Source organism: Leifsonia poae (assembly GCF_020009625.1).
Classification (GTDB): domain Bacteria; phylum Actinomycetota; class Actinomycetes; order Actinomycetales; family Microbacteriaceae; genus Leifsonia; species Leifsonia poae_A.
The window spans coordinates 1,441,170-1,465,171 of the sequence record NZ_JAIHLP010000002.1 but is presented as its reverse complement, the minus strand read 5'-3'; the positions used below and the strand labels follow the sequence as shown (position 1 = coordinate 1,465,171).

Sequence of the window (24,002 nt, the reverse complement as noted above, 5' to 3'; positions counted from 1 at the left end):
TTTCGCGCGGATCCGCGACGGTTTTCCGCGCGGAACCCTGGACTCGATCGCTTGACCTTTGGAGAGTGTGATGAACGCACAGATTCTGGATGGGAAGAAGACCGCGGCCGAGATCAAGGCCGAGCTCACGGAGCGCGTGAGTGCGCTGCGGGAGCGTGGCGTGGTCCCGGGACTGGGAACGATCCTGGTCGGGGACGACCCTGGATCGCAATGGTATGTCGCCGGCAAGCACCGCGACTGCGCCGAGGTGGGGATCTCCTCCATCCGGCGCGACCTGCCGTCAGACACCTCGCAGGCAGAACTGGAAGCTGTCGTCGAAGAGCTGAACGGCGACCCTGACTGCACCGGCTTCATCGTGCAGCTGCCGCTGCCGCCCCACATCGACACCGACGCCATCCTGGAGCTCGTCGACCCGGGCAAGGATGCGGACGGCCTGCATCCGACGAACCTCGGCCGGCTGGTGCTGAACGTCAACCGTCCGATCACCACCCCGCTGCCGTGCACCCCGCGTGGCGTGATCGACCTGATGCTGCGGCACGGCATCGAGCTGTCGGGCAAGGACGTGGTCGTGATCGGTCGCGGGGTCACCGTGGGCAGGGCGATCGGCTCGCTGCTGACCCGCCGCGAGATCAACGCGACGGTCACGCTCACCCACACGGGAACCGTCGACCTGGATGCGCACCTGCGCCGCGCCGATGTGATCGTGGCCGCCGCCGGCGTTGCCGGTCTGGTGACGGCGGCGAACGTGAAACCAGGCGCGGTCGTGCTCGACGTCGGCGTGAGCCGCATCGAAGACCCCGTCACCGGCAAGAGCCGGGTCGCGGGCGATGTGGCCGAGGATGTGGCCGAGGTCGCATCCTGGATCTCGCCGAACCCCGGCGGTGTCGGACCGATGACCAGGGCGCTTCTGCTGCAGAACGTGGTCGAGTCCGCAGAACGGGCCTTGGCCGACTAGCGTTCCCCACATCGGCCTGCGCGGTCCTGTTTTCAGGCGTTCGCGTCTCCGACCGGCCGGCCCGTCCTGTTTTCAGGCGTTCGCGTCTCCGACCGGCCGGCCCGTCCTGTTTTCAGGCGTTCGCGTCTCCGACCGGCCGGTCCGTCCTGTTTTCAGGCGTTCGCGTCTCCGACCGGCCGGTCCGTCCTGTTTTCAGGCGTTCGCGACTCCGACCGGCCGACCCGTCCTGTTTTCAGGCGTTCGCGACTCCGACCGGCCGACCCGTCCTGTATTCAGGTGGCTGCGGCAGCTGCCGGCGGCGAACACCTGAGAACAGGGTGGCCGAGGTGGCCGAGGTGGCCGAGGTGGCCGAGGTGGCCGAGGTGGCCGAGGTGGCCGAGGTGGCCGCTGACGGGCTCGCCGATCAGGCGCGGTGCTCGGCGGTGTGGGTCAGGTAGGCGGCGGCATTGGCGATGATTCCGGCGCGCTCCTCCTCGGTGAGCTCGCGGCGCACCTTGCCGGGCACGCCGGCGACGAGGGAGCCCGGCGGCACGATCGCGCCCTCCAGAACGACGGTGCCGGCGGCGAGCAGCGAGCCGGCGCCGATGACCGCGCCGTTCAGCACGGTGGCGTTCATGCCGACGAGCACTCCGTCTTCGATGGTGCAGCCGTGCAACACCGCGTTGTGGCCGACAGAGACATCAGCGCCGAGGGTGAGCGGGAACCCGCTGTCGACATGACAGGAGACATTGTCTTGGATGTTGCTGCGCTCGCCGATCACGATCTCCTCCGCCTCGGCGCGCAGCACAGCGTTGTACCAGACGCTCGCGTGGTCGAGCAGCCGCACGCGGCCGACCAGGATGGCGCCTGGGGCGACCCAGGCGGTTTCGGAGAGGCTGGGGGTGCTGCCGTCGGCGAGGCTCAGGATGCTCATCCCGCCAGCCTAGGCACCCGCAGGACGTTCCCTGCGACACGCCGCTGAGGAATCCGTAGCGACCGACCTTCCGGCGTGGGTGAGCGGGTCGTCCGTCGGGATTGCGTGGGGAAGGGGCGGAGCGTGTTGGAATGGGGGATGGCGAGGCGAGCGGACAAGGGCACCGGACGGTCGATCGGGCGCGTTCTCGTGATGGTCGGTGTGGCAGTCGCATTCACCATCGTCGCGGGTGCAGAGGTGTGCACCTGGCGTGCGTCGAGTCGGGCGTTGCCGGTCGGACGCCTCGACCCCGGCCGCCGGGAGCCCGGTGAGGTGGTGCTCGTGCTCGGGTACCGTTCTGCGGCGACCGGTCGCTCGAACGCGATGCAGCGATGGCGCACCCGTATCGCGGTGCGGTCGGCAGACCCTGAAACCGCCCGATTCGTTTTCAGCGGCGCGGCGACCCGCGGCGGCCGGTCCGAGGCCGCGGTGATGGCACAGTACGCCGTCGAGCTCGGCGTTCCGAGGGAGCGAATCGTGTTGGAGGAGCGGGCGCGTTCGACCTGGGAGAACATTCTCTTCTCGATCCCGCTTCTGGAGTCGGCGCCGTCGATCACGATCGCGTCGAATACGTTCCACGCTTTGCGGGCGCGGCGATACCTGATGGAACAGTCCCCCGAGCTCGCGGCCCGGCTGAGCAGAGCCGACGACTATCGTGCGGGGGAGAATTGGCCGGTGAAACCGCTGCTCCTCGGTTACGAGTGGGTTCGCGCGATCACGCGGGCGCGATCATGACGCTTCGGCCCGGGCCTCGTCCACCACGATGAATCGGTCGCGCACGACGCGCTTGCCCGGCTTACGGAGCGCTTTGCGGATGTCGTCGAGGATGCTCGGCGGGAGGGCCAGTGGTGCCTCGTTCGGTTGGTCGACCGTTCCAGATGGGTAATCGACGCCCGGTTCGGTGGACATCTCGATGTGTGCGCCGAGAACAGTGCGCACGGGGGCGGGAGGCGCATCCCGAAACCGGATGAGTCGGTCGATCGTGGCCACGAACGGGGACCGGTCGCGCACGTACAGGTTGCCGGGGCAGACGGTGTCACCGGTGAACAGGATGCCGGTGGCGCGGTCGAAGAAGACGACGGCCGACGACTCGTGGCCGGGGGCGCCGATCACATCGAGCACACGGTCGCCGAGGTCGAACTCGACCACCGCATCCGGCCAGGTGGGGAAGCCGAAGAACGAGATGACTTCGGCGGGGGTCACACCGACGAGGGTGGTGCCGGGCCGGTCGGCGAGCAGCGGATCGCCCGCGATGTGGTCGCCGTGGGCGTGCGTGTGCGCGACCACGAGAGGATACGGCCGGATGAACCGGGCGGGATTCCGTCGCAGCCAGGTTTGGATCAGCTTCTCGACCGTGCTCCGCAGCGGGAAGACCGCCTCGTCGGCGGTGGCGCCGGAGTCGAGGAGGATTGCCCGGTTGCGTCCGAACAGCAGGAACAGGAACGGCGCCTCCCAATGCGAGGTCTTCGGTTGGCGGAGCTGTACGGTGTCGTCGTTCAACCAGGTGACTTCGGCAGCGGTCATACCGTCAATTCTCGCGCTTTGCGCCCTCTGATGCGGTGACGGTGAACAGATCGGGCTGACCGAAGCCATGCTCGGCGAAGGCGCCGTCGAGCGCGACGTACACCCGGGAGAGCGCGTCGGTGGGCACGAGGGCGATGGCCGAACCGCCGAAGCCACCGCCGGTCATCCGGGCGCCGATCGCACCGTTCGCCTGGGCGGTCTCCACGGCGAGGTCGAGCTCGGGCACCGAGATCTCGAAGTCGTCGCGCATCGACCGGTGCGAGGCGTCGAGCAGGTCGCCGATCGCGGTCGGACCCTGCTCGCGGAGCGTGCGCACGGTGTCGAGCACGCGCTGGTTCTCGGTGACGACGTGGCGCACGCGGCGGAACGTCACCTCATCGAGGATCTCGCGGGCCCGGTCGAGGTCGTCGACGCCCACATCGCGCAGCGACTCGACGCCGAGCGCGCGGGCGCCTGCCTCGCAGGATGCCCGGCGTTCGGCGTAGCCGCCGGTGGCGTGCGCGTGGCTCACCCGGGTGTCGATGATCACGATCTCGAGCCCAGCCGCCTCGAGCCCGAGCGGCACGATCTCGGCGTGCAGGGAACGGCAGTCGAGGAAGACGGCGGCGTCGCGCTCGCCCAGCAGAGAAGCCGACTGGTCCATGATGCCGGTGGGTGCGCCGATGGCCACGTTCTCGGCGCGCTGTCCGGCGCGTGCGAGGGTGCGGCGGTCGAGACCGAGCTGCCAGACGTCGTTCAGGGCGAAACCCACCGCGCTCTCGATCGCGGCGGATGACGACAGACCGGCGCCGACGGGCACGTTCGAGTCGAGGAGCAGGTCGAAGCCCGGCACCGCATCCAGGTCGGCCCCGAACTCGCCGAGCGCCCAGGCGAGGCCGAGCGGATACGACGACCAGCCGCTGAGCGCCTCGGGGCGCAGGTCGGAGAGGTCGATCTCGACGAGCTCATCGGCGAAGGAACTGCCGACGCGCACGATACGGTCGTCGCGCAGGCCGAGGGCGGCGATGGTGCGCCGGTTGATGGCGAACGGGAAGACGAAGCCCTCGTTGTAGTCGGTGTGCTCGCCGATGAGGTTCACGCGGCCCGGGGCCGACCAGAGGCCATCGGCCGGGCGTCCGAAGATCTCGGCGAAGCTGTCGAGGGTGTCCTGACGCAGGTCGGTCATCGGGGGGCCTTTCGGGGGGATGCGGTGGTGGGCTCGTCGAGAGGAACGTGGCCTGCGGGGGTGGGCATTCCCGGTGCTCCGCCGGCGGTGATCAATCCTGTCACGGGTGCCGGGAGCGTTCCGACCGGGTTGTCCCGATCGGCGCGGGCGATGGCCTCACGCAGCTGGTCCGCGGCCTTCTCGGGGGGCACATCGCCGATCCAAGCGCCCATGGCGGCCTCCGAGCCGGCCAGGAATTTGAGCTTGTCGGCGGCGCGCCGGGGCGAGGTGAGCTGCAGCATGAGGCGGATCTCGTCGCGGCGCACACCGACGGGCGCTTGATGCCAGGCCGCGATGTAGGGGGTGGGGCTGTCGTAGAGAGCGTCGACGCCACGAAGAACCCGTAGATAGAGCGTGGCGAGTTCGTCACGTTCCGCCGCGTTCGTCTCGGTGAAGTCGGCCACGTGCCGGTGGGGGAGGATGTGCACCTCGATCGGCCAGCGCGCGGCGAACGGTACGAAGGCTGTCCAGTGCTCGCCGGTGAGCACGACGCGCTCGGAGCTGCGCTCGCGTTCGAGGATGTCGGCGAACAGGGTGGGCCCGTAGTTGTCGAGAGAACGGATGAGCGCGGCCGTTCGCGGCGTCACGTACGGGTAGGCGTAGATCTGCCCATGCGGGTGGTGCAGGGTGACGCCGATCGCTTCGCCGCGGTTCTCGAAGGGGAAGACCTGGCGCACGCCGGGCATGGCTGAGAGCGTGGCCGTGCGGTCGGCCCAGGCTTCGATCACGGTGCGCGCGCGCGACGGGGTGAGGCTGCCGAAGGATCCGCTGGTCTCGGGGCTGAAACAGACGACCTCGCAGCGTCCGACCGAAGTGCGGGTGCGGCCGAGCCCGATCGTCGCGAGATCGTCGAGCCCTGTCGGGGCGTTCTCGTCGAGGAGCAGCGGCCCGAACGATGGCGACTTGTTCTCGAACACCGCGACGTCGTACCGGCTGGGCACCTCCGAGGGGTTGGCGGGTGTGGCCGGGGCGAGCGGGTCGAACTCCGCCGGGGGGAGGAAGACCCGGTTCTGGCGGGCCGCCGCGATCGACACCCATTCGCCGGTGAGCGGATCTTGGCGCATGGTGGCCGTAGCGGGGCGGGCGGACGGTTCGCGCAGGTCGTCGGCGCGTTCGGGTGCGAGGGAGGTGTCGGCGTCGTCGTAGTAGATGAGGTCGCGGCCGTCGGACAGCCGGTGCTCACGCTTCGTGATGGGAGGCATCTCCACCCCTTTCGGTTTCGAAAGTATTTGTCGTCAATGGCTTTCGTATTGACAAGTATACGGAAGCGGCCGAGCATTGCCATATGACCGAAACGTTGCCCGCCGCGCTCCGCCGCGAGCGGATGCTCGACCTGATCGGCCGACACGGCTTCGTGCGCGTGGGTGACCTCAGCGAGGCGTTCCAGGTCTCGGACGTCACCGTTCGCAGCGACCTCGACCAACTCGACCAGCAGCAGTCGATCCGCCGGGTGCACGGCGGCGCGGTGTTGCGCGGTGTGGGAATCCGGGAGCCGAGCTTCGAGGAATCCCTCGAATCCTCCGCCGACGAGAAGCGCCGCATCGCCCAGGCCGCAGCCGCTGTCGTCGAATCGGGCACCAGCCTCATCCTCGATGTGGGGACCACGACCACCGCCATCGCCCGCGCCCTCGTCGAACGCGCCGACCTCGACGGAGTGACCGTGATCACCAATGGGCTCACGATCGCGCTCGAGCTGGAACATGCGATCCCACGTTTCCAGGTGGTCGTCACCGGCGGCACCCTCCGACCCCTGCAGCACTCCCTCGTCGAGCCGCTCGCCTCCGTGCTGCTCGACCGGATGCACGCCGACCTGGCCTTCGTCGGCTGCACCGGCGTGCATCCCCGCGGCGGCATCACCAATGTGAACCTTCCCGAAGCCGACCTCAAGCGGGTGATGGTCGGCGCGGCCACCCGTGCCGTCGTCGTGGCCGACGGGTCGAAGCTGGGGCGCACCCATCTGGGGCGGATCGCCACGCTCGACGAGGTGGACGAGCTGATCACCGGATCGTCGGCGGCACCGAACGCCGTGTCGGAGCTGCGCGCGGCCGGGCTCGCCGTGACCGTCGCCGGCTGAGGCCGACCGGAATCGTTCGGGCGGGTTCTCCGCGGCCTACGCTTGATCCATGCGAGCCCCCACCGGAAACCAGCACGAGCTCACCTTCGGCACCCTCAGCGCGACCGTCACGCAGGTGGGCGCCGGTCTCCGCCGCCTGCGCCTGGGTGACGTCGACCTGACCGAGCCGTTTCCCGAGTCGGCGACGCCGCCGTCGGGCTGCGGGATCGTGCTGGCGCCCTGGCCCAATCGGGTGAAAGACGGCGCGTGGACGCACGACGGCGTGCTGCGGCAGCTCGCGCTCACCGAGCCGGCGAAGGGGAACGCGATCCACGGTCTGCTGCGCTATCGGCCCTACGAGCTCGTGGAACGCACCGCGTCGTCAGTGACGCAGGCCGCCGTGATCGTTCCCGAGCCCGGCTATCCGTTCCTGCTCGACACGACGGTGCGACACGAGCTCGAGGCGAACGGCCTCGCTGTCACGCACACGGTGACGAATGCGGGGGAGGCGCCGGCGCCGGTCGCGCTCGGCGCGCATCCGTACCCGAAGATCGGGGATGTGCCCACCGGCGAGCTGACCGTGACCGTCGCCGCCGCGACGCACTTCGAGGTGGACGAGCGTCTCAATGTCGTGGGGGAGTCCGCCGTCGACGGCACGGAGTTCGACCTGCGTTCCGGTCGCGCGGTCGGCGGCCTCCGGCTCGACGACGGCTTCGCGGATGTGGCGGTCACCGCCGGCCGCGCATCGCACATCCTCGCCGCCCCGGACGGCCGCCGGGTCGTCGTGTGGGGAGACGAGGCGTTCCGCTACGTGCAGGTGTACACCTCGCGCACCTTCGCAACGGACACCGCCTCCGACGTCGCCATCGCGATCGAGCCGATGACGGCGCCGGCCAACGCGTTCAACACCGGTCGTGGCGTACGCTGGCTCGCCCCCGGTGAGACCTGGACGGTCTCGTGGGGGATCCGTGCCGAAGGATTCACCGGCTGACTCCGACCGATGCCGAGGGCGGCAGAGGGTAGCGGGAGGCTCAGCTCGCGGTGAGCTGCGGGTACAGCACCCGCACATCTTCGTGGAGCTTCGATTTGACGTGGCGGGCGACGTCACCGACGATCGCTTCCGCTCCGCCGGCCTCGACGGTGTCGAGCGCCTCCGTCACGACCTGCGCCGGGGGAACCTTGACGCCGTCGGCGTTCGCGGCCATCTCGGTGTCGACCCAGCCGACGTGCACGCCGACGACCTGGATGTCGTGCGGCGCGAGCTCGACCCGCGCGGAGTTGCTGGCCGACCAGAGCGCGGCCTTTGTGGCGCTGTACGAGCCGACCGCCAGCCAGCTGAGCGCGGAGTGCATGTTCACGATGGCCCCGCCGCCATTGCCGGCGATGATCGGCGCGAACTCGCGTGTCACGAGCACCGGACCCCAGAAGTTGGTGTCGAATTCACGGCGGATCTCGGTGAGGTCGCCGGAGACGAGCGATTGGTTGACGGCGATGCCGGCGTTGTTGATCAGGAGCGTCACGTCGGCGGTGGCGACGGCCGCGGCGGCGATGCTCGCCTCGTCGGTCACATCGAGCGCGATCGGGACGATGCGCGGATCGGTGACAGCCACACTCTCGGGGGCGCGGGCGGCTGCGTAGACCTTGGCGACACCGCGTTCGAGGAGTTCGGCGACGAAGGCCGCGCCGAGCCCTCGGTTGGCGCCGGTGACGAGCGCGATCTGTCCGGTGATGCGGGTCATGAGGGTCCTTTCGAGATGTAAACCGATCTGTGTACTGTACACAGATCGGTTTACTTTTGGCAACCGCGTCCGTAGAATCGAACGCATGACCGTGATCGAGCCGACGACAAGACCCCGGCCGCGCGAGCGCGTGCTGGCCGCGGCGGCACGACTCTTCCTGCGCGACGGCATCCACGCGGTCGGCGTCGACAAGCTCGCGATCGAAGCCGAGGTCTCCAAACGCTCGATCTACCAGCACTTCGACGGCAAAGATGCGATCGTCGCCGAGATGCTCAGCGAGTACGGCCCACGAGTGGTCGCCTCCTACTTCGACACCGACGACACTCTCAGCCCACGGGAGCGCGTGCTTCACGTCTACGATGCGTTGCACGCCGCAGCCGAGGCGAGCGACTTCTACGGCTGCCCCTTCGTGAACGTGGCCACCGAGCTGCGCGACCGCGACCATCCCGCGGCCGTCGTCGCCCAGGGCTTCAAACTGCAGCTCACCGACTTCTTCGAACGGCAGGCGTTGGCCGCCGGTGCGGCCGCGCCGCACGTGCTCGGCGTGCAGCTGACGCTGCTGTTCGACGGGGCCTCGGCCAGCGCAGCACTCTGCGGGGGAACCCCGCTCGCGGCGAAGCTTGCCGCCGAGACGCTGTTCGACGCGGCCGTGCGACAGGGTTCACCGAGGCCGTAACGGCCGGTCGACGCTGGCGGCCCGCCCGGTCAGCCCGTCAGGGGACGATCGACAGGAACAGGAACGCCGCGAACAGCACCAGGTGCACACCGCCCTGCAGGCGGGTCGCCCGCCCCGGCACGACGGTGAGCGCGCTCACCACGACGGTGAGGGTGAGCAGCACGATCTGACTGGCGCCGAGCCCCAGCAGCAGCGGCCCGGTCAGCCAGATCGACGCGATCGCGATCGACGGGATGGTGAGGCCGATGCTCGCCATCGCCGACCCCAGTGCCAGATTCATGCTCGTCTGCATCCGGTTGCGCGAGGCCGCCTTCGCGGCGGCGATGCCCTCCGGGAGCAGCACCAGCAGGGCGATCACGACGCCGACGAACGACTGCGGGAAGCCCACCGCCGCGACGGCGCTCTCGATCGAGGGCGACTCCAGCTTCGCCAGACCCACCACCGCGACCAACGCCACGATGAGGAGGCCGAGGCTGGTCAGCGCGGTGCGGGTCGACGGCACCGCAGCATGCTCGTCATCGTCGAGCGGTTTGCCGTTGGCCTTGGTGGGAAGGAAGAAGCCGCGGTGGGCCACCGTCTGCGTGATCACGAACATCGCGTACAGCGCAACGGATGCGACAGCCGCGAACACGAGCTGACTGGTCGAGAACTGCGGCCCGGGCGTCTCGGTGAACGTCGGAAGCACCATTGTCAGTGCGGCGAGCGCGGTCACCGTCGCCAGGGCCGCACCCGTGCCTTCAGGATTGAAATGCGTCGTGCCGCGCCGGGGCGCCCCGATCAGCAGCGACAGGCCGACGATACCGTTCATGGTGATCATGACGGCCGAGAAGACCGTGTCGCGCGCCAGGGTGGACGAGTCTTTGCCGCTCGACATCAAGGTCACGATGAGCGCGACCTCGATCACGGTGACCGCCACCGCCAGAACCAGGGAGCCGAACGGTTCGCCCACCTTGTGGGCCACCACCTCCGCGTGCTGCACGGCCGCGAGCACGGTGCCCGCGAGCACGATGGCGACGATCACCACGAGCACCGGACCGAGCGAAACGGTCCACACCGCCACCAGCAACACCACACCGACGATCGGCACGACGATCGGCCAGAAGCGGGTGGCCCAGGTGACGATGGAGTTCATCCGCCTATCATCCCATCCGTGGGCGAGTCTGCACGGACGTTCCGCGCCCGCACAACGAACGGCCCGCCCCCGAAGGGACGGGCCGAACGTCGATGCCGTGGCCAGACGGAGGGGATCAGTTGGCCGGCGGCATCAGCACGGTGTCGATGAGGTACACCGTGGCATTCGCGGTGTGCACGCCGCCGCAGATGACCTTGGCGTCGTTCACCATGATGTTGTCGCCGCTGCCGGTGACCGTCACGGTGCCGCCCTCGACGGTCTTGTGGGTGCCGTCGATCTGGTCGGGAGCGATCTGCCCGGCGACGACGTGGTAGGTGAGGATGCTCTTCAGCGTGTCCGCGCCGGCCGCAGTCTTCAGAGTGTCGATGGTGGCCGGGGCGATCTTCGCGAAGGCCGTGTCGACCGGAGCGAAGACGGTGAACTCGCTGCCGTTCAGGGTGTTGACGAGGTTGACATCGGGGTTGAGCTTGCCCGACACGGCCGCGACGAGGGTGGTGAGCAGGGGGTTGTTGGAGGCGGCGACCGCCACCGGGTCCTGTGCCATGCCGGTGACCGAGCCCGCGCCGGTCGGAACGGCCTTGGCGTAGGCTGCGCAACCACTGCCGACGAGATCGGCAGCCGGATCCATCGCGGAGGCGCTCGGGGAGGAACTCGCTTCCTTGGATGAGCTGCTCGACGAGCCCGAGCCGCTGCTGCCGGACGAACACGCCGAGAGACCGAGGGTGGCCGCTGCGGCGAGTGCCAGAACGGCGATGATGTGACGCTTCTGAACTCGCATGGGAACTACTCCTTTGTGTGTGATCGACCGCTGCTGGGGGCGGCCTACATCGGGGCATTCGGAGGCTGCGGCGGGAACGGATTGGAGAGAAACGAAATCAATCCGGCATCCGGTGTCGTTCCGAACCCCTGGCATCCCTATCGGAAGGCCTGCCCGTGTATCTCACCCTCGCCCTCATCGGCTTTCTCGGCGGCCTGATCACCGGCATCTCGCCGTGCATCCTGCCGGTTCTGCCGGTCATCTTCTTCTCGGGCGGTGTGCAGGGCGCCCGTGGTTCGACGGAGATGCCGCCCGTCTCGCGCTGGCGCCCCTACCTGGTGATCCTCGGCCTGGTGGTCAGCTTCAGCGTGTTCACCCTCATCGGCTCACTGCTCCTCGCCCTGCTCCATCTGCCTCAGGATGTGCTCCGCTACGCCGGCATCGTCGTGCTCGTCCTGATCGGTGTCGGCCTGATCGTCCCCAAGATCGAGGAGTACCTCGAGAAGCCGTTCTCGTGGATCCCGCAGAAGAATGTGGGAACCGAGCGCGGCGGGTTCGTGCTCGGAATCGCGCTCGGCGCCGTCTACGTGCCCTGCGCCGGACCGGTGCTCGCGGCCATCACCGTCGCGGGATCCACCGGTCGGATCGGGCCGGAGACCATCGTGCTCACAGTGACGTTCGCGCTCGGCGCGGCCATTCCGTTGCTCATCTTCGCTCTCGCGGGTCGCCGGGTCGCCGAACGGGTGAAGACGTTCCGCAAGCACCAGAAGGGCATCCGCATCACCGGCGGCGCGCTGATGATCGCCCTCGCGGTCGGTCTCGTGTTCAACCTGCCGCAGGCATTGCAGCGGCTCGTTCCCGACTACACGAGCGCCCTGCAAGACCAATTCTCGAACTCCGACCAGGTGAGCAAGGCCCTCAACCTCGGCGGCATCGTCAACGCCCAGAACAAAGACCTCTCCAAGTGCACGAACGATGCGAGCAGCCTGGAGAGTTGCGGCACCGCGCCCGACATCACCGGCATCCAGCAGTGGTTCAACACCCCGGGAAACAAGCCGATCGCTCTTTCGCAGCTGAAAGGCAAAGTCGTGCTCGTCGACTTCTGGGCGTACTCCTGCATCAACTGCCAGCGCTCCATCCCGCATGTCGTCGCCTGGAACAAGGCGTACAAGGCGGCCGGACTCGATGTGATCGGCATCCACTCGCCCGAGTACGCGTTCGAGAAGGTGCCGGCCAACGTCGAGGCCGGAGCCAAAGGCTTCGGTATCACCTACCCGGTGGCCATCGACAACGATCTGAGCACGTGGACCAACTACCGCAACCGGTACTGGCCCGCCCACTACCTCATCGACGCGAAGGGCGTCGTGCGCAATGTGCAGTTCGGGGAGGGCAACTACGCCCAGACCGAGCAGCTGATCCGACAGCTCCTCACCGCCGCGAACCCGGGCGTTCGACTGCCGGCCGCCACCGAGGTCGCCGACACCACGCCGAAGTCGGGCAGCACCACCCCCGAGAGCTATCTGGGCACGACGAAACAGGTCAACTTCGGCGGAAGCGAGAAGTACTCCGCGCTCACGAAACAGTTCGCCTTCCCCGCCGAACTCGCGGCCAACCATTTCGCACTCGACGGATCGTGGAGCCTCGAGACGCAGTACGTGCAGCCCACGGGGCCGGATGCGCGCATCCGCCTCTCGTACACCGGCAACGAAGTGCGCATGGTCCTTGCGGGCAGCGGCACGGTCGACTACACGGTCGACGGTGTCAAGAAGAGTCTCACCGTGAGCGGCACACCGAACTCGTACGAACTCGTGAAAACGGCCGATTCGAGGTCGGGGACGATCACGGTTTCGGTGCCGAATTCGATCCAGGCCTACTCGTTCACCTTCGGATAGTGGTCTGATGGGTACATGGCAACCTCCCACACCGTCAGGATGTCCCTGCTCATCGCCGCCGTCGCGGTCGTCCTCACCGGATGCGCGACCACCTCCGGCACTCCGTCCGGATCGCCGTCGTCTTCGTCATCTCCGACGGAGACGACGTCGCCGCGCCCGACCGGATCCAGTTCGCCGATCCCGATCGACGGGCAGTGCGCGACCGCCGACCTCACCGGAACGATCGGCAAAGGCGGCGGAGGGGCCGCCGGCAGCGTGGAGGTGACCATCGTGCTGACCAACAACGGCAGCGCTCAATGCTCCCTGCAGGGCTGGCCGGGCGTCTCCTTCGTCGGCGACGGGAACGGCACACAGCTGGGCAAGGCCGCCGAGTTCGACCGCTCGACTCCGCACGCGACGGTGACGCTCAGCCCCGGCGGTTCGGTGCAGGCGCCGCTGCGCATCACCCAGGCGCTCAACTATTCGACCGACGACTGCAAGCCTCAGCAGGCCGACGGTTTCCGCGTGTACCCGCCCGGGTCGACGGAGTCGCTGTTCGTGAAGGATGCGGATGTGACCGCGTGCACCTCGACCTCGATCTCATTGCTGACCGTGGGAGCGCTCGCCGCATCCTGACCGCCCACCCCCGTCGCCCCGCCTGCAGCGCTCTCTCGCGCTCGCGCTCGCGGGCGCTCGCGGTCGCAGGAGTTTTCGCCCACATCCGCGGAGAGTTCCGTCGCCACGGAACTCTCCGCGGCATATCGCCCTGAAACGCCGACATCTGAACAGCGCCGCCTCGAATGTCGGAGGCTGCGGGGAGGATGGCGGCATGCCGACGCCCCGAGAGAGACTCCTGCTGCTCTTCGAAGCCGAGCACCCTGACCCGGCCACGGCCGATGCCCTCGCCGCCAAAGAGGAGGCGATCCGCCGCACTTTCGGGCTCGAACCGGGGCGATACCGGGCGCTGATCGAGAGCATCCGCGACAGCGGCTCGCACGCGAACGCCGCCTGAAGGGTCTGCCGCCGACACGCGAACTTTTCCCTCGCCCCGACTAGTCTTGAGCGAGTGCGCCCCGCTCTCCCCAGCACGCCGAAATGGCTGCTCCGCCTGGTCGTCGTGACCGCACTCGTCGGGGTGGGCTCCGGCATCGGCGGCGCGCTCGTCTACCTGGCACTGCACGGCATCCAGCACCTCGCATTCGGCTACACCGAGGGCAGCTTCATCGACGGCCTGCTACTGTCCTCCCCGGTCAACCGTGTCGTGTCGCTCACCATCGCGGGCGTGCTCGGCGCCGTCGGCTGGTGGGCTCTGCGGCGTTGGGGTCGGCGCCGGCCGGAGGTGGCCGTCGTCTCGGTCGAGGCAGCCGTCGAAGGCAAACGGATGCCGTGGTTCACCACCCTGGCCAACGCGGCCCTGCAGGTGATCATCGTCGGCCTGGGCGCCTCCATCGGGCGTGAGGTCGCACCGCGCGAGGTCGGCGCGCTCGTCGCCTCCTGGTTGAGCGACAAGGCCGGCGTGAGTGCGCGGGAACGGCGCGTCCTCGTCGCCTGCGGAGCCGGTGCCGGACTCGCGGCCGTCTATAACGTGCCACTCGGCGGCGCGGTCTTCGCGGTGGAGATCCTGCTCGCCGAGATGAGCTTCGCCACCCTCATTCCGGCCCTGGTGACCTCGGCGATCGCCGCCCTCGTCGCCCGGCTCGTCGTGCCGTCGACGCCGCTCTACCCCATCCCGCAGTTCCCGCTGTCGCCGTCGGTGGTGGTCTGGTCGATCCTGGCCGGGCCGATCGTCGGTTTCGCGGCGGTCGGCTTCGTGCGTCTGGTGAAGGTCGCGCAGAACCATCGGCCGCGATCGTGGGGCATCCTCGTCGCCATGCCGCTGGTGTTCGCGGGTGTCGGCGTGCTCTCGATCTGGTTCCCCGCCATCCTCGGCAACGGCCGCTCGCTCGGCCAGATCGCGTTCACCGCGAGCCTGCCGGTGCTCCTCATCGTGGCCCTGCTGGTGTTCAAAGTCGTGGCAACGGTCGGCACCATCGGCGTGGGTGCGGCCGGCGGAACGCTCACGCCGTCGCTCGCGATCGGCGCCGCATTCGGTCTCGCCGTCGGTGCCCTCTGGAACCTCGTCTGGCCGGGCGCCCCCGTCGGCGTCTTCGCACTCATCGGCGCCGCCGCGTTCCTGGCCGTCACCATGCGGGCGCCCCTGACGGCCCTGCTGCTGGTGATGGAGTTCACCAACCAGGGCGCCGCAATGCTCGCACCGGTGATGCTCTGTGTGGCCGGAGCCGTGGCGGTCGGCTACGTCCTGGAGCGCGCCCGGGTCACCGGCGTGGACTGAGCCCGGCAGCTCAGTCTTCGACCACTCGGTCTTCTACCGCTCAGTCTTCGACCACTCGGTCTTCTACCACTCAGTCTTCGACCACAATGCCGAACCTGGCCGCGAACGCCGGGGCGAGGTCGGCCAGTTGGATGCCGTTGAGGGTCGCGCCGCGCAGGCTCTCCACCGAGGCGATCTGCCGCAGGTCGGCCTGACGGAAGTCCACGCTGCTCAGTGTTGCGTGGGTCAGGTCCAGTTTGCGGATCGTGGTGTCGACGAAGGCGACCCGCGTCGCGGTGGCATCACCGAGGTCCAGCTCGTCGATCAGGCAGTTCGCGAACCGCACGTCCCGCAGTTGCGAACCGCGCAGGTTCAGGTAGCCGAGCTTGCAGTTCTCGAACCGGATGCCGCGCCACGTGCTGTCGTACAGCTCGGCAGAGCCGATACGCGAATCTTCGACGATGCTGTCGTGCCACACAGAACGTGAGGCCCGTAGGATCGGCGCGTTCACCCGCACGAGCCGGGTGTCCAGGATGCTCGCCCCGCTCAGGTCGGCCTCGTGCAGGCCCACCCCGATGAGCTCGCAGCGGTCGAAGGTAGCATCGCTCAGGTCGCGGCCGGTGAGATCGTCCCCGTCGAACCGTTCAGCGGTGCGGGTGTCCTCCTCCCGCAGTTCGGCGCCGGAGACGTCGCTCAGCGCGCGGCGGTCGGTCTTCTTGAAGCGGGGCGGGAGGGTCATAGACGAAGTCATCCCTCCGAGGCTAGCGGGCACCGGAGACACGGGAGAGCGCCCGCGACGGCCTCCGGGCGCAGTTCTGTGGGCTCCGGCACAGGCCGATGAAACCCCACGGACAGAACCCGGGACGAATCACTGTCAGTTGCGCGCCAACCGCGCCCGCAATCTCATGCAGGGCGGGAGCGGTTCAGCAGACTGTGCCCTCTGCGCGGCCGATCGAACCGCAGTCGGCCCCATCCCTCCGACCCGCCGCCCGCCTGGAAACCGCCGCCGATGGACGCGCCGCCGACGGATGCGCCGCCGACAGGCGCCGACGCGGCGGAGACGCATTCGGCGCCGTCGTAGCGACCTCCCGTGCCGGGGGCGAGAGCGGGTGATGTGCGGAATTCGCTGGCGAACACCGTGCCGCCGTTGCAGAGTGTCACCGGCGCAGCCTCGTCTGCGACAGTGAACCCGCTCGGGCAGCCACCGATCTCGAACGCCCTGGGGGCGTCTTCAGGTCAGTAGTGATAACGAGTCTGAAGAATAACCACGTAGGCGTCATCCACCAGGTACACGAGACGGTTGGCCTCATCGATGCGTCGGGACCACGCGCCAGCCAGTGCGTGTTTCAACGGTTCCGGTTTGCCGACGCCCTCGAACGGGTCGTCACGCAGGATGTCTTCGATCAGGAGGTTGATTCGCTTGAGCGTTCGCCGGTCCTGGCCCTGCCAGTGGATGTAGTCCTCCCAGCCGCCCACTGTCCAGGCGAGCTTGCGGTCACTCACTGGCCAGGTCGTGCTCGGTGAAGTCTCGCGCCCGGGCGCTCTCAATGGCGTCCATGAGGCGTCGTGCGTTCTTGGGGGAGCGAAGTAGATAGGTCGTCTCCAGCAGCGAGTCATACTCGTCCTTCGACATGAGCACGGCCGAACCCCGCTTGGACGTGATTTCGACTTCGGTCTGGTCGAGATTGACACGTTCGATGAGGCCGAACAGATCGCTGCGAGCCTCGCTTGCTGTGATGGCCATGAGTCCTCCTAGTGGTACAAGATATCGTACCACTTCTCCAGCTTGCGAGGGGCGTCAGGGCACTCAGGCTGCGATCCCGTGCTCCAGACAGAACGTCGTCACCGCTCCCCGCGGCGCATCCGGCGGCCACTGGGCGATCGCGAGACGGACACGAGGATCAACAGGCTCAACACGACTCATCCCTCAAACATCGAGGAGAAGTATCACCACCAAGAAAGCCCGAAGTGTCACCGATCTATTGAGGCAGGTTCCTTACCGACGCGCGGCGACATAACACACGGCCTTGAAAGCCAGCGATGGGCTGGGACCCCAGTGATAGTAAGGGTGGGCCCGGTGGGGCTCGAACCCACGACCCGCGGATTAAAAGTCCGATGCTCTGCCAACTGAGCTACAGGCCCATACGTGTCTAATCTATCGTGGATTTCGGGGTGCTTCGTCACGGGCGCAGAATGGAGGCCATGACCGACCGTTTCCACAAGCCGACGACGTTTCCGAGCGGGATGTTCGAGGCGTTCCTGGGTGGGGAAGATCCGGCCCAGATCAGCCGTGTCGCGCATGAGACGGCGCATGCGCTGTTGGCGCGGGTCCGCGCCGAGCCGGACACGGATGTCGTGGACCGCCTTGTCGCGTTCACCGATTCGCACGGAATCGACGCGATCGCCGAGTTGTGGTCGCGCTCGAATGCGAAGAGCCTGCCGGGTGCTCTGTGGCGCATCTACCTTCTGCGGTTGCTGATCCGTCAGGATGCGGCGGGGACCGCCCTGCTGTTCCAGCGCGGCAGCGAGGTGGTTGCCACGATCGACCCCGTGGTGGCCGGTGCATCGACCCCTACCGGGCCGGCCGAGATCACGGAACTCGCCGACCGCATCCTGCGCGGGCTGTTCGAGGGTGACTTCGCTGTCGCGCTCGACCGGGCCGCGGCGTTCTGCCGGGTGACGGCGGCGGGATGCACTTCGGTCGCTGACGACCAGGATGCAAGCGCGCCCGAGCGGGCGAGCGAACTGACCACGCGTGCCCTCCGGTTCTCGCGCACCGCCGAAGAACTGACCTCCTGCGCGCGCCTCTGGCGCACCGACTCACTCGACTGACCTGCCGCGAAAGCTGGGAAGTGTGTCCCAAACGAAGCGGATGGGACGCATTTCGCCGCACCCGCGCGGGACGGGGGAGCGGCTCGGGTAAACTTGGTGGAGGCCGGGCCGCAGTAACCCCGGGCTCCAAAATTAGCCGCTCCGAGCGGCCTCGCGCCGAGAGGCGTTCTGCGGCCCGGCCTCTCATCGTCTCGGGTGTGTTCGAGACGGAAACCCCCGGATCTGCAATGCTGGAGTCATGCCGAGCGAGAGCGGAGACCATGTGGATGACGCGGCCGTCGTCTCCCTCGACGACCTCCTCGCGCAGACCGCCACCGGCGACCAGGGCGCGTTCTCGGTGCTGTACGACTCCACCGCATCCCGTGTTCTCGGTCTTGTGCGTCGCGTGCTCGTCGACCACGCGCAGTCCGAGGAAGTGACGCAGGAGGTCTTCCTGGAGGTTTGGCAATCCGCTTCGCGGTTCGATCCGAATAAGGGTCGAGCGATGACGTGGATCATGACCATGGCCCACCGACGCGCGATCGACCGAATCCGCTCGGCCCAGGCCTCGCGGGACAGGGACACCAGCATCGGGATCCGCGACCTCCCGACCGAATACGACCAGGTCGCCGAAACGGTCGAGGTGCGAGTCGAGCACGAAAGGGTGGAGGTGGCGATGGCCAAACTGTCGGAAGCCCAACGCCAGGCCGTCTCGCTCGCGTACTACGGCGGCCTCAGCCAGAGTGAGGTGGCCGAGCGTCTCGGCATCCCTTTGGGCACAGCGAAAACTCGGTTGCGCGATGCGATGATACGGCTAAGACAGGAGCTGGGGGTGACACCATGACGGATGCGGATCCGCGCACCCCGGCGCGCCTGGGCTATGAGCTCGGCGCCGACACCGCCGATGAGGCGCGCTCCTTCGAAGACGTAGCCGCCGAACTGGGTTTGGCGGCCGAACCGGTGACCCCGTCGCCCGCGCTGAAGTCGCAGCTGTTCGCGAAGCTGGCGAGCACGCCGCAGCTCTCGGCGGCCCCGGATGTGGTGGCCGAGCCGGCCACCGTGGCCGAGCCGGCCACCGTGCCCGCGCAGGCCACCACGTCCGCGGGGGCCACCGAGTTCGCGCCCACCGAGTTCGCGCCCACCGAGTTCGCGCCCACCGAGTTCGCGCAGGCCACCGTGCCCGCGCACGCCACCACGTCCGCGGGGGCCACCGAGTTCGCGCCCACCGCATCCCCGGCCGAGACCAAGGCTCGTGCACGCTGGTTCTCGCGCCCGGTCGCCATCGTCTCTGCGGCCGCCGCCGCGATCGTGCTCTTCGTCGGGGGGACTTTCCTCGGCAGCGCCCTCGCCGGCGGCAACTCGTTCGAGCAGCAGCAGGCCAGCGCGCTCGCCGCCATCAACTCGGCGCCCGACGCCCAGCGCGCGACCGCCGATGTCACCGGCGGTGGGAGTGCGACGCTCGTCTGGTCGGGTGAACTCGGCACTTCGGCGCTCATCGCCAACGGTCTGCCCAGCCTGCCGAACGACAAGACCTACGAGCTCTGGTACATCCGCGACGGCAAAGCCACCGCGGCCGGGACCATGAGCCCCACCGGCGAGACGACCACCTGGCGCGTTCTCACCGGCACCATGGCCCCCGGCGACACGGTCGGCGTCACCGTGGAGCCGCACGGCGGCTCCACCCAGCCGACCACCGCCCCCATCGTCGCCATCCCGTCCTAGCCCCGCCCGCCCCGCCCCCGCCCCGCGAGTACGCACGAAATCGTGAAAAAGCGCCCGAGTCCACGAACAATTCGTGGACTCGGGCGCTTCTTTGTGCGGGTTCGCGGGGCTGGGGCGGCAGCCGGCGGGCGGCGGATCGGCGAGCGGCAGCCGGCGGCCGGCGGATCAGCCGAAGCGGCCGGAGACGTAGTCTTCGGTGGCCTGCACCGAGGGATTGGAGAAGATCAGGTTGGTGTCGTTGTACTCGATGAGCTTGCCCGGCTTGCCGGTTCCGGCGATGTTGAAGAACGCGGTGCGGTCGGAGACGCGCGACGCCTGCTGCATGTTGTGGGTGACGATGACGATCGTGTAGTCGTTCTTGAGTTCCTCGATGAGGTCCTCGATCGCGAGCGTCGAGATCGGGTCGAGGGCCGAGCACGGCTCGTCCATCAGGAGCACATCGGGGGAGACGGCGATGGCGCGGGCGATGCAGAGGCGCTGCTGCTGGCCGCCGGAGAGCCCGGAGCCGGGGAGGGCGAGCCTGTCCTTCACCTCGTTCCAGAGGTTGGCGCCCTTCAGCGAAGTCTCGACGAGCTCGTCGGCCTCGGATTTGCTCATGCGGCGATTGTTGAGCTTCACCCCCGCGAGCACATTGTCGCGGATCGACATGGTCGGGAACGGGTTGGGGCGCTGGAACACCATGCCGACCTGGCGACGCACGAGCACCGGGTCGACGCCGGGACCGTAGAGGTTGTTGCCGTCGATGGAGACGTCGCCCTCGACGCGGGCGCCCGGGATCACCTCGTGCATGCGGTTCAGGGTGCGTAGGAACGTCGACTTGCCGCATCCGGACGGCCCGATGAAGGCGGTGACGGTGCGGGGCTCGATGGTGAGCGAGACACCCTCGACCGCCAGGAAGCTGCTGTAGTAGACGTTGAGGTCGGTTACTTCGATGCGCTTGGACACGTGGGTTCCTTGGGTTGTCAGAACGGGGGCGGTTCAGCGGCCGTACTTGGGGGCGAAGATCTTGGCGATGATGCGGGCCACGAGGTTGAGCAGCATCACGATGATGATGAGGGCGAGCGCGCCGGTCCAGGCACGGTCGATGGAGGCCTGGGCGTGCAGGCCCGCCGCCTGCGTGTACTGGGTGTACACGAAGACCGGCAGGGTCATCATCCGGTCTGAGAAGAGGTCGTAGTTCATGCTGGTGGTGAAGCCGGCCACGATCAGCAACGGCGCCGTCTCGCCGATGACGCGGGCGATCGAGAGCATGATGCCGGTGGTGAGGCCGGCGAGCGAAGTCGGGAGCACGATCTTCAGCACGGTGAGCCATTTGGGCACACCGAGGGCGTACGAGGCCTCCCGCAGCTCGTTCGGCACCAGCCGGAGGATCTCCTCGCTGGAGCGCACGACGACCGGAATCATCAGCACCGAGAGGGCGACTGCGCCCATGAACCCGCTGCGGATGCCCGGGCCGAAGAACAGCGCGAACAGAGCGTAGGCGAACAGGCCGGCGACGATCGACGGGATGCCCGTCATCACGTCGACGAAGAATGTGATGCCGCGGGCGAGAACGCCGCGCCCGTACTCCACGAGGTAGATCGAGGTGAGTAGGCCGATCGGCACCGAGATGACCGCCGCGGCCAGGGTGATCAGCAGGGTGCCGACGATCGCGTGCAGCGCGCCGCCGCCGTCGCCGATCACGTTGCGCATCGACTCGGTGAAGAAGGTGAGGTCGAACCGGGCGAGGCCGCTGGTGATGACGGTCCACATCAGCGAGATCAGCGGCAGCAGCGCGATGATGAACGCCGTGGCCACCAGCGAGGTGACCAGGCGGTCCTTCGCCTTGCGGGAGCCTTCGACCAGCAGTGAGGTGCAGAAGATGACGATGTCGAACAGCACGGTTCCGAAGAAGACCGCACCGACGATGTTGAAGTCTTTGGTGGCACCGCTGGCCGCGAGGATGCCGAAGACGGCGCCGAAGACCACCCAGGAGCCGACGAGCATCATCCAGGCCGAACCGCGGGGGAGTTTGCCGGCGGTGAGCGAGTTGGCCATCGGCCGGTTCAGCGTCGCGGTGGTCATCAGTTGGCTCCCGAGAAGGCCTTGCGGCGGTTGACGATGTAGCGGGCGAGCATGTTGATGAGCAGCGTCACGACGAACAGCACGAGACCGGATGCGATGAGCGCGTTCGTCGAGACGCCCGTCGCCTCGGGGAACTGCAGGGCGATGTTCGCGGCGATGGTGTTGGGGCTTTGCGCCTGCAGCACGGCGAACTTCACGACGAGCGCGGGGGAGAGCACCATAGCGATGGCGAGCGTCTCGCCGAGGGCGCGGCCGAGGCCGAGCATGATCGCCGAGATGATGCCGGAGCGGGCGAACGGCAGCACGGCCATGCGCACCATCTCCCACCGGGTGGCGCCGAGCGCCAGCGCGGCCTCCTCGTGGAGCCGCGGGGTCTGCAGGAAGATCTCCCGGCAGATGGCGGTCATGATCGGGATCACCATCACGGCGAGCACGATTGCCGCGGTGAGGATGGTGCGCCCGGTGCCGGAGATCGGCGGGGCGAAGAGCGGGAACCAGCCGACGTTGGCGCCGAGCCAGACATAGAACGGCTGAACGAACGTGGCGAGCGTCGCGATGCCCCAGAGGCCGAAGACGACCGACGGCACGGCGGCCAGCAGGTCGATGACGTAGCCGAGGGTCTGTGCGACGCGGCGCGGCGCGTAGTGCGAGATGAAGAGCGCGATGCCGATCGAGAGCGGGGTCGCGATGAGGAGTGCGAGGAATGCCGCCCAGACCGTTCCGAACACGAGCGGCCAGACATAGGTCCAGAAGTTTGTGGCGCCGCCCGGGAGAGTTCCCGATTTGGCGAAGATGGCCGGAAGGCTCTGCACGACGAGGAAGATCGCGACCGCGGCGAGCACGGCGAGGATGAGGGATCCAGCGACGATGGTGCTGGTCGAGAAGACGCGGTCGCCGAGGCGGATCTTCGCCTTCGGTCTGATGGCACCTGCGGTTCCGGCGGTCATTCCTGCCTATCTCTCATCGGGTATGAGGGGGTCTTGCGTTTCGATCCCGCGGGGCGGGTTCGCCGCTCGGCCTGGGCGCTTGCGCGACCCAGGCCGAGCGGTGGGTGTTACTTGATGCTGGCGATGGCCTTGGTGACCTTCGACGCGAGGTCGCTCGACAGCGGGGCCGAACCGGCCTGCTCGGCGGCGGCCTTCTGGGCGGCGTCGCTGACGATGTAGTTGGCGTAGCCCTTCACGAGGTCGGCCTTGGCGGAGTCCTTGTACTCCTGGCAGGCGATCACGTAGCTGACGAGGACGAGCGGCCAGGCGCCCTTGGTGGTGTCCTTGCGGTTGATGGCGATGGCCAGGTCGTTGGTCTCGCGACCCGAGGCGATCGGGGAGGCGGCCACGACGGCGGCGGCACCCTCGGCGCTGATCTTCTCGAAGTTGTCGCCGACCTTGAGCTGCGCGATGCTGAGGCCCGCGGAGCCCGACTCGTCGATGTAGGTGATCGAGTTCTTGGCGTTCTTCGTGGCGTCCGCGACACCCGAGGTGCCCTTGGCGGCGTCACCGACGGTGTACGGGAAGGTCTGCGCGGCCGGCTTGGTCCACACATCCGGAGCGTTCGCCGCCAGGTAGTCGGTGAAGTTCTGGGTGGTGCCCGAGTCGTCGGAGCGGTGCACAACCGTGATGGCCGCAGACGGGAGGGTCGCACCCGAGTTCAGGGCGGCGATCTTCGGGTCGTTCCAGGTCTTGATGGCGCCGCTGAAGATGCCGGCGATGGTCGCAGCGTCGAGCTTCAGGTCTTTCAGGCCGTCGACGTTGTACGCGATCGCGATCGGGGAGATGTAGACGGGCAGGTCGATGCCCTTGGTGCCGGCGGCGCACGCGGCGAACGTGCCGGAGAGCTCGGTGTCTTTCAGCGCGGCGTCGGAGCCGGCGAAGTCGGCGGCACCCGAGATGAACGAGGTGCGTCCGGCGCCGGAGCCCTGCGGGTCGTAGTTGACGGTGACCTTCGGGTTCGCCTGCTGGAATCCGGCGATCCAGGTGGTCTGCGCGGTTCCCTGTGCCGACGAACCGATGCCGTTCAGCGTGCCGGACAGACTCGACGGCGCGGCGGTGGTGGTCGACGGGGTGCTGCCCTCGTTCGACGCACAGGCCGTGAGGGAGATGGCGGCGGCGGCCAGGATGGCCAGAGGAGCGCCATAACGCTTGAGTTTCACAGTTGTCCCTTCCGGGGATCAGTAACAACAGGACGGGGTCGGTGCGACCCGCGTGTGACGCTATTCCCGGTGTCTGACCAGA

The 24,002-nt window shown here is 68.1% G+C and carries 27 protein-coding genes and 1 tRNA gene; 12 read left to right on the top strand and 16 right to left on the bottom strand.

Annotated features, from left to right (window positions below; genetic code table 11):
• The first annotated feature begins 70 nt into the window (after positions 1–70).
• Positions 71–955 carry a bifunctional methylenetetrahydrofolate dehydrogenase/methenyltetrahydrofolate cyclohydrolase gene (locus K5L49_RS07615; RefSeq protein WP_223691651.1) on the top strand — a complete coding sequence of 295 codons (885 nt, stop codon included), beginning with the start codon at positions 71–73 and terminating at the stop codon, positions 953–955.
• Positions 956–1,358: 403 nt separating this feature from the next.
• Here K5L49_RS07615 and K5L49_RS07610 read toward each other — a convergent pair whose 3' ends face one another.
• Positions 1,359–1,868, bottom strand: a complete 510-nt coding sequence (locus K5L49_RS07610) for a gamma carbonic anhydrase family protein (RefSeq protein ID WP_223691649.1) — start codon at positions 1,866–1,868, stop codon at positions 1,359–1,361.
• Positions 1,869–2,006: 138 nt separating this feature from the next.
• Between K5L49_RS07610 and K5L49_RS07605 the strand changes: the two genes are divergently transcribed.
• Positions 2,007–2,642: a YdcF family protein gene (locus K5L49_RS07605; protein ID WP_223691647.1), complete on the top strand. Its 636-nt coding sequence runs from the start codon at positions 2,007–2,009 to the stop codon at positions 2,640–2,642.
• On the opposite strand, the gene K5L49_RS07600 is transcribed toward K5L49_RS07605, so the two are convergent.
• The 3 genes from K5L49_RS07600 to galT are packed head-to-tail and all read right to left on the bottom strand — an operon-like array spanning position 2,637 to position 5,837.
• Positions 2,637–3,431 carry an MBL fold metallo-hydrolase gene (locus K5L49_RS07600; protein ID WP_223691646.1) on the bottom strand — a complete coding sequence of 265 codons (795 nt, stop codon included), beginning with the start codon at positions 3,429–3,431 and terminating at the stop codon, positions 2,637–2,639. The two genes, K5L49_RS07605 and K5L49_RS07600, sit on opposite strands and share 6 nt — an antisense overlap.
• Before the next feature lie 4 nt (positions 3,432–3,435).
• Positions 3,436–4,596, bottom strand: a complete 1,161-nt coding sequence (galK, locus tag K5L49_RS07595) for a galactokinase (protein ID WP_223691644.1) — start codon at positions 4,594–4,596, stop codon at positions 3,436–3,438.
• Complete coding sequence (gene galT / locus K5L49_RS07590) at positions 4,593–5,837, bottom strand: galactose-1-phosphate uridylyltransferase (protein ID WP_223691643.1); 1,245 nt, start codon at positions 5,835–5,837, stop codon at positions 4,593–4,595. Before galT ends, galK begins: the two co-directional genes overlap by 4 nt.
• An 83-nt stretch (positions 5,838–5,920) precedes the next feature.
• Between galT and K5L49_RS07585 the strand changes: the two genes are divergently transcribed.
• A complete protein-coding gene (locus tag K5L49_RS07585; RefSeq protein ID WP_223691641.1) occupies positions 5,921–6,709 on the top strand; it encodes a DeoR/GlpR family DNA-binding transcription regulator in 789 nt (262 codons plus the stop codon).
• Positions 6,710–6,758: 49 nt separating this feature from the next.
• Positions 6,759–7,679: an aldose 1-epimerase family protein gene (locus K5L49_RS07580; RefSeq protein WP_223691639.1), complete on the top strand. Its 921-nt coding sequence runs from the start codon at positions 6,759–6,761 to the stop codon at positions 7,677–7,679.
• 40 nt (positions 7,680–7,719) lie between these two features.
• On the opposite strand, the gene K5L49_RS07575 is transcribed toward K5L49_RS07580, so the two are convergent.
• The gene (locus tag K5L49_RS07575; protein WP_223691638.1) at positions 7,720–8,427 is read right to left on the bottom strand and encodes an SDR family oxidoreductase; all 708 of its coding nucleotides are present in this window, start codon (positions 8,425–8,427) and stop codon (positions 7,720–7,722) included.
• Between the two features lie 85 nt (positions 8,428–8,512).
• On the opposite strand from K5L49_RS07575, the gene K5L49_RS07570 reads away from it, so the two are divergent.
• Positions 8,513–9,103 (top strand): TetR/AcrR family transcriptional regulator, encoded by a 591-nt coding sequence (locus K5L49_RS07570; RefSeq protein WP_223691636.1) that lies wholly within the window; start codon positions 8,513–8,515, stop codon positions 9,101–9,103.
• Between the two features lie 37 nt (positions 9,104–9,140).
• Here the strand turns inward: K5L49_RS07570 and K5L49_RS07565 are convergent, their stop codons facing one another.
• On the bottom strand, positions 9,141–10,235 hold the full coding sequence (locus K5L49_RS07565) for a calcium:proton antiporter (protein WP_223691634.1): 1,095 nt from the start codon (positions 10,233–10,235) through the stop codon (positions 9,141–9,143).
• 115 nt (positions 10,236–10,350) lie between these two features.
• Complete coding sequence (locus tag K5L49_RS07560; protein ID WP_223691632.1) at positions 10,351–11,013, bottom strand: fasciclin domain-containing protein; 663 nt, start codon at positions 11,011–11,013, stop codon at positions 10,351–10,353.
• Positions 11,014–11,168: 155 nt separating this feature from the next.
• Between K5L49_RS07560 and K5L49_RS07555 the strand changes: the two genes are divergently transcribed.
• The 4 genes from K5L49_RS07555 (at position 11,169) to K5L49_RS07540 (ending at position 15,195) form a co-directional block, all read left to right on the top strand.
• A complete protein-coding gene (locus K5L49_RS07555; protein ID WP_223691630.1) occupies positions 11,169–12,884 on the top strand; it encodes a cytochrome c biogenesis protein DipZ in 1,716 nt (571 codons plus the stop codon).
• A 15-nt stretch (positions 12,885–12,899) separates the two neighbouring features.
• Positions 12,900–13,499: a DUF4232 domain-containing protein gene (locus K5L49_RS07550; RefSeq protein WP_223691628.1), complete on the top strand. Its 600-nt coding sequence runs from the start codon at positions 12,900–12,902 to the stop codon at positions 13,497–13,499.
• 193 nt (positions 13,500–13,692) lie between these two features.
• Positions 13,693–13,875 carry a DUF3263 domain-containing protein gene (locus tag K5L49_RS07545; protein WP_223691626.1) on the top strand — a complete coding sequence of 61 codons (183 nt, stop codon included), beginning with the start codon at positions 13,693–13,695 and terminating at the stop codon, positions 13,873–13,875.
• Between the two features lie 54 nt (positions 13,876–13,929).
• Positions 13,930–15,195 carry a chloride channel protein gene (locus K5L49_RS07540; protein WP_223691624.1) on the top strand — a complete coding sequence of 422 codons (1,266 nt, stop codon included), beginning with the start codon at positions 13,930–13,932 and terminating at the stop codon, positions 15,193–15,195.
• A 70-nt stretch (positions 15,196–15,265) separates the two neighbouring features.
• Here K5L49_RS07540 and K5L49_RS07535 read toward each other — a convergent pair whose 3' ends face one another.
• The 5 genes from K5L49_RS07535 to K5L49_RS07515 all read right to left on the bottom strand — a co-directional run bounded on the left by K5L49_RS07535 (position 15,266) and on the right by K5L49_RS07515 (position 17,316).
• Complete coding sequence (locus tag K5L49_RS07535; RefSeq protein WP_223691622.1) at positions 15,266–15,925, bottom strand: pentapeptide repeat-containing protein; 660 nt, start codon at positions 15,923–15,925, stop codon at positions 15,266–15,268.
• A gap of 152 nt (positions 15,926–16,077) precedes the next feature.
• Positions 16,078–16,335, bottom strand: a complete 258-nt coding sequence (locus K5L49_RS07530; protein ID WP_223691621.1) for a hypothetical protein — start codon at positions 16,333–16,335, stop codon at positions 16,078–16,080.
• A 75-nt stretch (positions 16,336–16,410) separates the two neighbouring features.
• Positions 16,411–16,677 carry a Txe/YoeB family addiction module toxin gene (locus K5L49_RS07525; protein WP_223691619.1) on the bottom strand — a complete coding sequence of 89 codons (267 nt, stop codon included), beginning with the start codon at positions 16,675–16,677 and terminating at the stop codon, positions 16,411–16,413.
• Positions 16,670–16,918: a type II toxin-antitoxin system Phd/YefM family antitoxin gene (locus K5L49_RS07520; RefSeq protein ID WP_223691617.1), complete on the bottom strand. Its 249-nt coding sequence runs from the start codon at positions 16,916–16,918 to the stop codon at positions 16,670–16,672. Before K5L49_RS07520 ends, K5L49_RS07525 begins: the two co-directional genes overlap by 8 nt.
• Positions 16,919–17,243: 325 nt before the next feature.
• A tRNA-Lys gene (locus K5L49_RS07515) sits at positions 17,244–17,316 on the bottom strand.
• A 60-nt stretch (positions 17,317–17,376) separates the two neighbouring features.
• Here K5L49_RS07515 and K5L49_RS07510 point away from each other — a divergent pair.
• The 3 genes from K5L49_RS07510 to K5L49_RS07500 all read left to right on the top strand — a co-directional run bounded on the left by K5L49_RS07510 (position 17,377) and on the right by K5L49_RS07500 (position 19,707).
• Positions 17,377–18,006 carry a DNA-directed RNA polymerase subunit beta gene (locus K5L49_RS07510; protein WP_223691615.1) on the top strand — a complete coding sequence of 210 codons (630 nt, stop codon included), beginning with the start codon at positions 17,377–17,379 and terminating at the stop codon, positions 18,004–18,006.
• 238 nt (positions 18,007–18,244) lie between these two features.
• Positions 18,245–18,829, top strand: a complete 585-nt coding sequence (locus K5L49_RS07505; protein ID WP_223691613.1) for a sigma-70 family RNA polymerase sigma factor — start codon at positions 18,245–18,247, stop codon at positions 18,827–18,829.
• Positions 18,826–19,707: an anti-sigma factor gene (locus K5L49_RS07500; RefSeq protein ID WP_223691611.1), complete on the top strand. Its 882-nt coding sequence runs from the start codon at positions 18,826–18,828 to the stop codon at positions 19,705–19,707. The genes K5L49_RS07505 and K5L49_RS07500 overlap by 4 nt, the downstream gene beginning before the upstream one ends.
• Positions 19,708–19,872: 165 nt before the next feature.
• Here K5L49_RS07500 and pstB read toward each other — a convergent pair whose 3' ends face one another.
• The 4 genes from pstB to pstS form a co-directional block, all read right to left on the bottom strand.
• Positions 19,873–20,652: a phosphate ABC transporter ATP-binding protein PstB gene (gene pstB, locus K5L49_RS07495; protein WP_223691609.1), complete on the bottom strand. Its 780-nt coding sequence runs from the start codon at positions 20,650–20,652 to the stop codon at positions 19,873–19,875.
• A 33-nt stretch (positions 20,653–20,685) separates the two neighbouring features.
• Positions 20,686–21,771 carry a phosphate ABC transporter permease PstA gene (pstA, locus tag K5L49_RS07490; protein ID WP_223691605.1) on the bottom strand — a complete coding sequence of 362 codons (1,086 nt, stop codon included), beginning with the start codon at positions 21,769–21,771 and terminating at the stop codon, positions 20,686–20,688.
• Positions 21,771–22,718 carry a phosphate ABC transporter permease subunit PstC gene (gene pstC, locus K5L49_RS07485; RefSeq protein WP_223691604.1) on the bottom strand — a complete coding sequence of 316 codons (948 nt, stop codon included), beginning with the start codon at positions 22,716–22,718 and terminating at the stop codon, positions 21,771–21,773. Before pstC ends, pstA begins: the two co-directional genes overlap by 1 nt.
• 107 nt (positions 22,719–22,825) lie before the next feature.
• A complete protein-coding gene (pstS, locus tag K5L49_RS07480; RefSeq protein ID WP_223691603.1) occupies positions 22,826–23,920 on the bottom strand; it encodes a phosphate ABC transporter substrate-binding protein PstS in 1,095 nt (364 codons plus the stop codon).
• Positions 23,921–24,002: the final 82 nt, after the last annotated feature.